The organism is Algoriphagus yeomjeoni (genome assembly GCF_003259505.1).
GTDB lineage: Bacteria > Bacteroidota > Bacteroidia > Cytophagales > Cyclobacteriaceae > Algoriphagus > Algoriphagus yeomjeoni.
Genome location: NZ_QLLK01000001.1, coordinates 456792 through 468774, shown reverse-complemented (window position 1 = coordinate 468774; position 11983 = coordinate 456792). Strand labels below are relative to the sequence as shown.

General features: G+C 40.5%; 10 protein-coding genes. 7 read left to right on the top strand and 3 right to left on the bottom strand.

What is annotated here, in order from left to right; genetic code table 11:
* Positions 1–197 precede the first annotated feature (197 nt).
* The 7 genes from LV83_RS01935 (at position 198) to gldB (ending at position 7855) form a co-directional block, all read left to right on the top strand.
* Positions 198–1079, top strand: a complete 882-nt coding sequence (locus LV83_RS01935; RefSeq protein ID WP_111609826.1) for an EboA domain-containing protein — start codon at positions 198–200, stop codon at positions 1077–1079.
* A 39-nt stretch (positions 1080–1118) separates the two neighbouring features.
* Positions 1119–2024: a TatD family hydrolase gene (locus LV83_RS01930; RefSeq protein WP_211320443.1), complete on the top strand. Its 906-nt coding sequence runs from the start codon at positions 1119–1121 to the stop codon at positions 2022–2024.
* 2 nt (positions 2025–2026) lie between these two features.
* Positions 2027–2941: a UbiA-like protein EboC gene (eboC, locus tag LV83_RS01925; RefSeq protein WP_111609824.1), complete on the top strand. Its 915-nt coding sequence runs from the start codon at positions 2027–2029 to the stop codon at positions 2939–2941.
* Positions 2942–3010: 69 nt separating this feature from the next.
* On the top strand, positions 3011–4165 hold the full coding sequence (locus tag LV83_RS01920; protein ID WP_211320442.1) for a 3-dehydroquinate synthase: 1155 nt from the start codon (positions 3011–3013) through the stop codon (positions 4163–4165).
* Between the two features lie 23 nt (positions 4166–4188).
* Positions 4189–5400 carry a metabolite traffic protein EboE gene (eboE, locus tag LV83_RS01915; RefSeq protein WP_111609823.1) on the top strand — a complete coding sequence of 404 codons (1212 nt, stop codon included), beginning with the start codon at positions 4189–4191 and terminating at the stop codon, positions 5398–5400.
* Position 5401: 1 nt separating this feature from the next.
* Positions 5402–6775 (top strand): alkaline phosphatase family protein, encoded by a 1374-nt coding sequence (locus LV83_RS01910; RefSeq protein WP_111609822.1) that lies wholly within the window; start codon positions 5402–5404, stop codon positions 6773–6775.
* A 66-nt stretch (positions 6776–6841) separates the two neighbouring features.
* Complete coding sequence (gldB, locus tag LV83_RS01905) at positions 6842–7855, top strand: gliding motility lipoprotein GldB (protein ID WP_111609821.1); 1014 nt, start codon at positions 6842–6844, stop codon at positions 7853–7855.
* A 338-nt stretch (positions 7856–8193) separates the two neighbouring features.
* Here the strand turns inward: gldB and LV83_RS01900 are convergent, their stop codons facing one another.
* From LV83_RS01900 to nth, 3 genes are read right to left on the bottom strand one after another with little or no spacing between them, the layout of a single operon-like run.
* Complete coding sequence (locus LV83_RS01900; RefSeq protein WP_111610105.1) at positions 8194–9417, bottom strand: glycosyltransferase family 4 protein; 1224 nt, start codon at positions 9415–9417, stop codon at positions 8194–8196.
* Positions 9414–11189: an asparagine synthase (glutamine-hydrolyzing) gene (asnB, locus tag LV83_RS01895; RefSeq protein WP_111609820.1), complete on the bottom strand. Its 1776-nt coding sequence runs from the start codon at positions 11187–11189 to the stop codon at positions 9414–9416. The genes LV83_RS01900 and asnB overlap by 4 nt, the downstream gene beginning before the upstream one ends.
* Positions 11189–11860, bottom strand: coding sequence for an endonuclease III (gene nth, locus LV83_RS01890; protein WP_111609819.1), 672 nt, complete (start codon positions 11858–11860; stop codon positions 11189–11191). Before nth ends, asnB begins: the two co-directional genes overlap by 1 nt.
* Between the last annotated feature and the right edge of the window lie 123 nt (positions 11861–11983).

The following is an 11983-nucleotide window of genomic DNA, read 5'->3' as shown; positions in this document are numbered from 1 at the left end:
ATCCTGTTTCAAAAGGCCAGCAAGTTAGGGAAAAAGAAAATATCTGAAGTTTGATTTCTCAAGAAAGTGATTTTTGTCAGGTAGGGCACTTTTTCCAACCGCTGAGCATTATCTAACTGGATATTCTGGTAGATTTCGGCGTATTTTAGAAAAATAAAGCAAAGTTGACGCTGAGCCCTAAACGGCAACTCTTAATTATGGAAAATCAATTAACAAGCTATCTCACCCAATTACTTGATACATCAACTAATCAGAAGGGACTGGAATGGCTGAATAAACAAGTCGAAAAGATAAACACTGAAGGGGCCCCATCGAAGTTTTTTCTTGCTTTCAGCCAAGCATCCAGGTTCTTTAAAAAAGAGAAACTAAACCTAACAAAAGAAAAGTTAGAGAGTGCAAATGAGTTCGTTTCAGGATTTCAGCCTCAACATTGGGATGAACTACAAACAGCAAGGACAGTCTTGATGCTAAGTTATCCACAGGAAAAAGAAGCTTGGTTTGCAGCAATGAATCAGCTCTTTGAAACGGCGGACATGCATGAGCACCAAGCACTTTTCGCAGCTTTGCCATTGATGCCTTTTCAGAAGGATTTGATTCCTAGAGCTATTGATGGATTACGAACCAATATCTCTCTGGTGTTTGATGCAATTGCTTTAAACAACCCATTTCCTGCACAGTATTTCCCAGAAGCCAATTGGAATCAAATGGTACTCAAAGCCATATTTATGCAGCGGCCCTTGTATAGAATACAAGGATTGGAGGAAAGAAGAAATCCAGCTTTGGCTGCTATCGCACGGGATTTTGCCCATGAGCGCTGGGCTGCTGGAAGAGACGTGATGCCCGAGATTTGGCGCTTAGTCGCCCCTTTTATGAATGAAATGTACTTGGAGGATCTGAAGAAAACATTAGCAACCAAAGATGAGCCTCAAGTATTAGCGGCTCTCCTGACCCTTCGAGAATCTGCCTATTTACCAGGAAAAGAACTTTTAGAAACATACCCCGATCAAGTAGCTACTCTTGATATGGATGCTTTGGCTTGGGAAAGGATTGGCTCGGAGTTTCAGCGAACTCGCGTTTAATCACTAATTTTACATTCCCCAAATTTAAAATAAATAACCATGTATATAGATCCACATATCCACGTCGTATCCCGCACAACTGATGACTATGAGGCCATGCAAAAAGCTGGTATAGTTGCCGTCATTGAGCCTGCATTTTGGCTAGGACAGCCAAGAACAGAAGTAGGGAGTTTCAAAGATTACTTCAGTACACTCGTTGGTTGGGAGCGATTCCGTGCGAGTCAATTTGGAATAGTACATTATTGCACGATGGGTCTCAATTCAAAGGAGGCAAATAATGAACCATTGGCTGAGCAGGTGATGGAATTGCTACCTCTTTATGTAGGAAAAGAAGGAGTGGTTGCCATCGGAGAAATCGGGTATGATGATCAGACTGAAGCGGAAGATAAGTTCTACCGACTTCAGTTAGAGCTAGCAAAAGAAGTGGACTTGCCTGTACTTATCCACACACCACATAGAGACAAGAGAAAAGGTACTATTCGAAGTATGGATGTCTCCGAGGAGCATGGGTTGGATCCTAAAATGGTAATTGTGGATCATAACAATGAGGAGACTGTAAAAGAAGTTTTAGACCGAGGCTACTATGCTGGATTTACTATTTATCCACACACCAAAATGGGTTCTGAGCGAATGGTTGAAATCGTGAAGCAATACGGTCCTGAGCGAATAATCGTCAATTCCGCTGCGGATTGGGGTATTTCGGATCCTTTGGCTGTCCCGAAAACAGCTGACCTGATGCGCAAATCCGGGATTCCTGAAGAGCACATCAAACTCGTAACGTATCAAAATGCCTTGACTGCTTTTGGACAAAGTGGACAAATGGATGAGCAGGATTGGTTAAATGCTGCGCCATTGGACCAAACCAAAAAGATGAGTGGCAATTCCGTACTTCGTGGTGGACAAACACCAAGAGTGGAAGGTTCTTCTGATTTTGTAGAGAATTAATTATGGGTTCTTCCCGCATTTTCGCTTACCTGCAGCTCACCCGTCCTGCAAATGTTGTAACTGCCATTGCAGATATTTGGGCTGGAATAGCCGTGGCTGGCGCTTGGGCATTTATCTCTTTCGACGGAAGCATTTTAGGTAATGAAATTCTTTTCAAACTAGCCTGGCTTTCATTGAGTACAATTGGATTGTATGCTGGAGGGGTGGCATTCAATGATGTCTTTGATGCCGAACTTGATGCTGTTGAGAGGCCAGAAAGACCAATTCCTAGTGGAAGAGTATCTAAGTCTGGAGCTGCGTGGATGTCTTTTATACTTCTTGTTGTTGGAGTAATAGCTGCAGCACAGGTAAATCTGATTTCAGCTGCCATAGCGTTAGCGGTTGCCATTCTTGCAGTACTGTATGATTATTGGGGAAAACATCAAAATCTGATTGGGCCTGTAAACATGGGGCTTTGTCGTTCTGGTAATTTGCTTTTAGGTGTCAGTATAGCACCAAGCTTATTATCCTCATTTTGGCCATTGGGATTGATTCCTTTAATCTTTGTGGCAGCTATTACAATGATCAGTCGTGGCGAGGTTCATGGAAAAAACAGGAATGCGCTCTTTGGTGGATTGTCCATGTATCTACTTGTGATATTGGTCATTGCTGCAATGCCGATCATGCATGGTACCCCGATTTTTGAAGTAATCCCTTTTTTAGCTCTTCTTTGCTACATGATTTTCCCACCATTGATCAAAGCTATTCGTAGCCAAGACCCAAAACTTATTGGCAAATCAGTCAAAGCTGCCGTTATTTCCCTAATTATTGTCAATGCCTCCATAGCTTCGGCTTTCGCAGGATGGCAGATTGGAATAATTGTGTTATTGTTGCTGCCTATTTCTCTTTGGCTAGCCAAGAAATTCGCAGTAACCTAACAAAGAACTAAAAAGGGCTTGGAATTGTATTAATTCCAGCAAGCAGCTTAAGCCTATACCCTGTTGATTATGAATACGATTATCGAACAATCATTTTCAGTACCCTTCAACTATCAAGTCTGTTTTTCAGAGGAAATTTTTGCTCCTGAGAATAGATTATTTGTTGATATACTTTCGAAAGAAAGAAAATCCAAAGTCCTATTTGTAGTGGATAATGGGGTTGCGGAAGCTCACCCAAATTTGCTAAACCAACTGAAAACCTATTCAGAAGCTCATTCGGAGTCATTTACAATGGCAACCGATCCTATTGTCGTAGTAGGTGGAGAAGCCTCTAAAAATGACGAAGCCATTTATAAGGAAATCGTTGAAGCAACTCATTTGTACGGCATAGATAGGCATTCATACATCGCCGTGATAGGTGGTGGTGCTGTGATTGATATGGTGGGTTTCGCTGCTGCGATTTCGCACCGTGGGATTCGTCTGATCCGTATCCCTACTACTGTTCTTTCGCAAAATGACTCAGCTGTAGGCGTTAAAAACTCTGTGAATGTATTTGGCAAAAAGAATTACTTAGGGACTTTTACACCGCCTTATGCAGTTTTAAATGATTTCAATTTCCTGAAAACTCTCGACGATAGAGATTGGAGATCTGGAATTTCTGAGGCGATAAAAGTGGCTTTAATTAAAGACTTGAGCTTTTTCACTTGGATAGAAGATAATTCCACAGCTTTGGCAGACAGAGAAATGGCTCCAATGCAGGAGTTAATTATACGCTGTGCACAAATGCATTTGGATCATATTTCTGGCAAAGATCCTTTTGAATTCGGTTCTTCCAGACCTCTTGATTTCGGACACTGGGCAGCACATAAATTAGAGCATTTGAGTGACTTCCGAATTCGCCATGGTGAAGCTGTGGCAATAGGAATAGCATTAGATTCAACTTATTCTTTTTTGAAAGGGTGGATTTCCGAGGATGATCTCCTTAGGATTATTGCAGCATTTAAGACCTTGGGGTTTGATCTTTTTGCTCCTGAATTAGGCGGAGAAAACCTTATCAAAGGCTTGAAGGAATTCCAAGAGCATTTGGGAGGTCAGCTCACCATCATGCTTTTGAAGGCATTGGGCAAAGGAGAGGAAGTGCATGAAATGGATCATCAGCTAATCCATCAGGCTATAGATTTACTTAAAAGTTATAACCAAAAGCAGAATTTGGTTACTAGTTAATTCAGTATAAAATCACCTTATTCATGGAAATCAAAGGGTTTCAACTCAGTTACTGCAGCAATATTCATCCCGGAGAAAGCTGGGAAGCGACATTTGAAAACCTAAAGAAATATATTCCTGAGGTAAAAAATCGGTTAAGCGTAGATAAGCCCTTTGGCATTGGATTAAGACTTTCTCATGAAGCAAGCCTTATACTTGAAAAAGCTAATCAACTGAGTGAATTCAGGAATTGGCTGCAATCTGAAAATGCTTATGTTTTTACATTAAACGGATTCCCATATGGTGATTTCCATAGAACAACTGTAAAAGATAAGGTACACTTTCCCGATTGGACCACCGTCGAACGGCGTGACTACACCATCAGATCTTTTAAAATTTTAGCACAACTATTACCCGAAGGTATGGATGGGGGAATCTCAACTTCCCCGGTTTCCTATAGACATTGGTTCAAATCCGATTCAGACCTAAATGTCGGAATGGAAACTGCCACGAGACACTTGTTAGAAGTAGTTGGGGAGCTCGCCGATATCAAAAAACAAACTGGGAAGTCCTTGCACCTAGACATTGAGCCAGAACCCGACGGAATACTGGAGAATTCGGATGAGATGATTTGGTTGTTTTCAGATTGGTTACTACCAATTGGAAAACCATGGCTTGCTAAGAAATTAAACATTTCTCAAGAAGAGGCCGAAGAAGTTTTGAAAGAGCACATTCAGGTTTGCTACGATGTTTGCCACTTTGCGATAGTCTATGAAAAGCCCGCTGACACTTTTGCAAAATTTGAAAAGGCAGGGATAAAAATCGGAAAGATTCAAATTTCAGCAGCCCTTAAAGCTTTGATTCCTACTCAACCTGAGACTAGAGATATTGTCAAGTTGAAATTATTGCCTTTTGAGGAATCAACTTATCTCCACCAGGTTGTGGCAAGAACAAAGGATGGAAGTTTGAAATCCTATTCCGACTTACCAGAAGCACTTAAAATATTAAATGAGACGGATGAGGAAGAATGGAGGATACATTTTCATGTGCCTGTCTTTTTGGATAATTATGGTGCTCTAGCCTCCACACAGGATCAAATTTCAATTGTACTCAATGAAATTTTAAAAAATCCATCCTTGACAAATCATCTCGAAGTTGAGACCTATACTTGGGAAGTATTACCGGAGGACACCCGCTTGAGCCTAGGCGAATCAATCTCCAGGGAGCTGGCTTGGGTAATCAAAAAATTGAATTAAAATGAAAAAGACAGTTGTCTTAGATATAGTAGCACTTTCTCCTCGAGTAATTGGAGAGCATACTCCATTCCTGAAAAAATGGATAGAAAAAGGAAAACGTGCAGTAGTAGAGCCTGTTTTACCAGCTGTGACATGCTCAGCTCAGTCAGTTTATTTGACAGGAAAGTGGCCGACTGAAAACGGGATTGTAGGAAATGGTTGGTACTTCCAAGATGAATGTGAAATCAAATTTTGGCGCCAATCCAACAAGCTGGTACAATCACCGAAAATCTGGGAAACACTAAAGAAGGAAAATCCTGAATTTACTGTGGCCAACATGTTTTGGTGGTACAATATGTACTCCAGTGCGGATTATGCGGTCACGCCAAGACCACTTTATCTTGCTGACGGCCGAAAGGAACCAGACTGCCACAGCCAACCCATGGAGTTAAGGGATCGACTACAAAAAGAATTGGGTCAATTTCCGTTGTTTTCTTTTTGGGGTCCAAATGCAAACATCGCTTCGAGTAAGTGGATTGCAGAGGCGTCAAAAAAGGTAGACGAGTGGCATAATCCAACTTTAAACCTCATTTATATTCCTCATTTGGATTACTCGCTTCAGAAGTATGGAATCGATTTTGACAAAATAGGCAAGTACCTAAAAGAGGTGGATGAGCTCTGTGAGGACTTGATTACTCATTTCGAATCACAAGGGACTCAGGTGATATTGCTATCTGAATATGCGATCACAACCGTGAGCAAGCCGATTCATTTAAATAGAATTTTTAGAAATCAAGGTTGGATTCAGGTGAAAGATGAACGGGGATTGGAAACATTAGATGCCGGAACGTCCAAAGTTTTTGCAGTAGCAGATCATCAGGTAGCACATGTGCATGTGAATGACCCAGCTATTTTACCACAAGTGAAAAAACTCCTAGAGGAAACTCCAGGGGTTGAATTAGTATTGGACGAGGAAGGGAAAAAGAAGCACCACCTAGACCACGAGCGATCTGGTGATCTGGTGGTAATGGCAGATAAAGATTCTTGGTTTACCTACTATTTCTGGCTGGATGATGCCAAAGCACCAGATTATGCACGCTGCGTGGATATCCACAAAAAACCAGGATACGATCCGGTAGAGCTTATTTTGAATCCTGATATCAAAATTCCTATGCTGACTGTAGGGTCAAAAGTGCTAAAGAAAAAGCTTGGTTTCCGTTACTTGATGGACGTGATTCCTCTAGATGCAACTTTGGTAAAAGGTGCCCATGGAAGATTGAGCGAAGATGACCTTGACAAACCTCTGTTGGTTTCTCAAGACTCAAGTTTAGTGGATTCTGATACAATTCAGCCCACAGATGTTTATGATGTTATTTTGAAAGCCGTAAGAGGGTAATAGTATTGAAAACATATCGTTAAGTCTATTTAGCGTTTCTATTCTTAGTTTTGATAAAAATTATTGATGCAAATTTCCAGCAAATCATATCCATACTTATTCCTTTTACTGATAATTGCTTTTGCCTGCGGCAAAAAGGAAGAAAGCTGCGAACTTTCATCTGAGATCTTAGACCAAGACCTAACTGTAAATATTGTTCGATTAGAGCAGGACTTTTTCAAAGCCAAATCAATTGATGAATTCAAGTATTTATTTGAGGAGAATCCAGAATTCACGAGAGAGTATTTACAAATGGATCTATATCCAAGTGCAGACACCTTGGCTGCCGAGCTACTAGCCATACATCAGGATTCTTCCATGCGAGTTCTTTATGATTCAGTAGAAGTGGTATTCAGCGATTTTTCTGATGTGGAAAAAGATCTTGAAAATGCATTCAAAGCAATCAAATATTATTTTCCTCAATTTCAAATTCCAAAGGTTTATACTTTTACCTCAGGATTTAATTCTGACTTGGTGGTGACCGATGACTTGATTGTCATAGGATTGGACTACTTCTTACCTCCTACCCATACTTTCCAGCCAGAATTACCACGCTATATGGCCGAGCGCTACGATCGGCCATACATAGTACCGATGATAGTCATGGCGATTTCGGCTAGGTTTAACGTAACTAATCCTCAGGATAATAGATTGCTAGCCGAGATGATTTACTATGGTAAAACCTATCATTTCACAAAAGCCATTTTGCCTTGTACCTCGGATCAATACATCATCGGGTACACACCTGAGGCAATTTCTGAGAGTTTTGATAATGAGGAATTGATATGGTCTCACTTTGTGGAAAATGAATTACTATATGAGACTAATCCATTTGAAATCAGGAAATATATAGGGGAAGCGCCATTTACCGATGCTATAAGCACCAAAGCTCCTGGCAGATTGGGAAGATGGTTAGGATGGAATATCGTAGATGATTTCCAGTTCAACCAAGATGTTCCACTCGATGTATTGATGGCGGAGCCTGATGCAGAAAAAATTTTTAGAGAATCGGGGTACAGACCTAGAAAGCCAAATGAATAGAGTTTCAATTCCCCCTGAAACAAAAAAACGAGTCTAAAATTAGACTCGTTTTTCACCAATAAACCCTATCCTATATTATCGTACTAATTTAATTTCTTGAACTGTTGATGTTAGCATCAACTAGTTGACTCAAACAGATAGAAATCAATATTTTACATTTTTTTCAAACTGTTGAGTATTCTTAACCAACGCAATTCCAAAAGGTTTAAATAAAGTTTATATTTTTTTCCAAAACTATCAGATCAATTTAGTTATCAACTAGTAATAACGATTTTTTGAAGCAAAAAACTCGTAATAGACCTCTCAAGAAGGATAGGCATTCCTGTAAAAAAATGGGGCTAACCTGTCAAAATGATATAATCTTCATCAGATGAGTTTTCGTTCTTTCCAGGTAATATCACTTTTATCAAGTGAGCAATAGCCAGTTCTTTGGTGAAATGTTGCTCTGCCAGCCTCCGCGAGCTGGCCCCCATTTTTTCCAATTCTTTTGGATTCCTTTCCAGGCTTTCGAGCTTCGCAAAAGCTGACTCAATCTTAGATGGAAGGCAATTAATTCCTAGATGATGCGTCTTCATCAAATCAAACACCCAACCTTTATGGTTAACCAAAATTGCTTTGCCTGCTGCCAAAGCGTCAAAAAATTTATTAGGACTGTTCGTTTTCAAAACAGGCAAATGCGCGAAAGAAATCCAGGCTAAATCTGCCAAACTCAAGACTTCATTTACCTTTTCTTTGGAGCCAAAGGGAATAAAACGAATCCTTACAAGAGATTTATCCAATGCTATTTTTCTCAATTGAGCTTCATGACTGCCCTCACCCATAATCAGAAAATGCCAGTTTTTCCCTCGATTTTGAGCCAATTCAGCTAGATTCAAGAGCTCTTCTACTGCATTTACTTTTCCCAAAGCCCCAGTATAAGCAATAGTAAGGCTAGTGGTTAACCCAAACTCATCAAGAATCTCCTTTCTTTTCTCCATTGGATAAAACCTGTCCAAGTCTGAGAAATTTGGAATCAAGTGAATCTGTTTTGCCGGGGTAACTTTCCGAAGGTGAGCCGCTATTCCGGGAGAAAGGGCAACTAGACTCATAGCTTGCTGGTAGATTTTCTTCTCTAGGGAAACTAAGCTCTTTTTTAAGATAGGATTACTGATCGCCCCAACTTCTATGGGAGCCTGCGGCCAGAGGTCTCTAACTTCAAAAATATATGGGATCGCCAACTTTTTTTTTGCCCAAAGTCCGAGCAATCCGGTAGTCAAAGGAGTGGAAGTAGCATACATCAAATCAGGCCGAGGAAGCTTTTTTATTAGTTTCTTAGCTTGCCTGACATAGCTTAAAAAAGACCAGACTCTTTTAATAAATCCAAATTTCTGATCGTAACCAACGGGTAAATAGTGAACTTTAATCCCTTCTATCCATCGCTGATCATATCCTTTTTGCCCTCCACCAGTGATCATTTCCACTTCGTGTCCTGCATCTACTAGGCCCTTTGCCAGGTGAAATGAACGCACAGCTCCGCCTTCTTGCGGCGTTTTGAAATACTGATGGATGTAAATGATCCTCATAGCTTGTGCAATTTCACCCATTCTGCAAGAAGAAACAGGTTATAGAGTATTAAAAAATGTTGCTTCACGAAAAGCTCAGGCCTGGAAGAAATCTCTGTCATACTTGCAGGGAAATATTCTCCGTGAGATTTTTCAAAGGCTGTAATCGAATTGAAAACGCGGCTGGCAAATTCTCCATTTTCTGCAAACCATTCATTCAAAGGCAACCCAAAACCCATTTTATTACGCTCAGAAATCCAGTTGAGTTCCAACTCATTTAAATATTGCTTGATCCAAGGCTTGCCTTTTAACGAATTCTCGTTTTTTACATTCTTCCACAACGCTAACATTGAAGCGTCTAAGTAAGGACTTCTTCCTTCTATGCTATGTGCCATCAAGGCGTTGTCCTGAATCTTCAGCACATCTTGGACTAGGTAAACTTGTCGGTCAAAATCCAACATTTGAGTGTACTCCGGGAGGTTTTTATTAAAAATTCTGGAATGATCTTCAGCCAAATCATCTGGTAGGTTTTCCAATCCACTGAAATTAAGAAAGGTCTTTTGAGGACTTGGGTCGATTGCTGAAATGAACTTTTGGTAACTTCTACCCAGAGGTATATTTCCCAAAATTCCCTGAAATCTTAGGAGTAACTCTTTATGTTTTTGGTAAATATCAAATGCCTTATGTCGCTGATATCCTCCCCAAAGTTCGTCAGCTCCAGCGCCCGAAATCAATACTTTAACAGATTTTCTCGCTTCTCTCCCGATCATCCAAGTCAAAAATCCTGCTGAATCCCCAATAGGTATATCCACACTTTTCAGGTATTCTTCCCAGTTTTCCCAGAATGTTTTTTGATTGATAGTAATTTGATGGTTAAAGGAAGGGTATTTTTCCGTGAAACGTTTTGCTGCAACTCCATCCGCATATTTCTTTCGATATTTTTCCTCTGTTTGAATGGTGTAAGTAGGTAAGGGAATTCCCGTTTCCTTATACCAAATCGCGTAGAGAAGCGAACTATCGGCTCCTCCGCTGAGCTGCACTCCCACAGGGACATCCGCTCGAAATTGATTCAAAACGACTTCCTTTAGCGTGGTTTTGAAGGAGTCAAAAATTGGTTCAGCAGATGGTTTTGCTTTGATGGAGATTTTATCCCACCGAAATGCTGAGTGACTTAAAATTTTACTGTATCGCTCAGGTTTCCATTCATGGATTCCTTTGAAAAAAGTATTGCCCAAATGAGGTGCTCTCAGGTAGAAATAGTTTTCAAAATGCTTTGAATCGACCTTCGAGGACTTTAATTTTTGAATACTTCTGCATTCTGAAGAAAGGATAAGAGTATCTGGATTTTGAGCATAATAAAGTGGTTTTTCACCATTTCCATCTCTTGCGACAATCAGAGATTTATCTCTTAAATCCACAAAAATCAAAACAAACATACCTTGAAGTTGCTCCACTCCTTTCGTACCAAAAACTCGAAGTACATGCAAAACTACCTCAGTGTCTGATTTTGTAATGAAGATGATTCCCATCTTCTCAAGGATATTTTTTAAGGCTTTATAATTGTATAGTTCACCATTCCAAATCAATAGGGAAGCTCCATCTGGAGCCCAAAATGGCTGGTCTGCTTCCACTCCAGTATGTAGAATTTTCAGGCGACTTACGCCTATCCAAAGTCCAGGCCATGGACTTAAGCTTGCTTGCTGATCTGGACCACGATGCTGACTTTGCTGAAGCATGCTATTAATAGCTTCTTCATTTGCGCCTTTTCCCCAGATCAGATGGATTCCACACATTAATTATCAGATTCTACTTTAGTGATTTTGCCCTGATTTTTCTCAAAATACTTACACAAATGGGTCAGCGTGCATTCTTCACATTTTGGCCTTCGAGCCAAACACACGTATCTCCCATGCAGAATCAGCCAATGATGTGCGATATGCACAAACTCTTTAGGGATGTGGCGGATTAGTTGTTTTTCTACTTCCAAAGGAGTTTTGGCTGTTTGCGAGACTAAACCCAGCCTTTTCGAAACTCTAAAAACATGCGTATCGACAGCCATATTTGGCTGATTCCAGACGACCGAGGTAATGACATTTGCTGTTTTTCTACCCACACCAGGAAGTTTGATCAACTCAGGAACGGTCGAAGGAACCTCACCTCCAAAGTCTTCCACCAGCATTTTGCCTAAGCCTAAAAGATGCTTAGTCTTATTATTCGGATAAGAAACGGTTTTGATGTAGGGGAAAAGTTCATCAAAATTGGAAGCGGCCAAAAACTCAGGTTCAGGGAATTTTTCAAATAAAGCTGGCGTCACCATGTTGATCCGCTTGTCTGTGCATTGCGCCGAAAGTACCACTGCACACAGGAGTTGGAAAGGATTTTCATACTGAAGTTCTGTTTCAGCAATGGGCATATTTTCCCGAAAGTGATTGATAATGGCTTCGTATCGTTCTTTTTTGAGCATGTTGAATTATTTAACTGCAAAGAAGGCGCGGGGTTTTGCGCGAAGGGCGCTAAGTTGTTTTATTCTCCCAAACTTGCTCCAAAATAAGACTTCCACCTCCGACAAATAATCTGAGAGTACAAC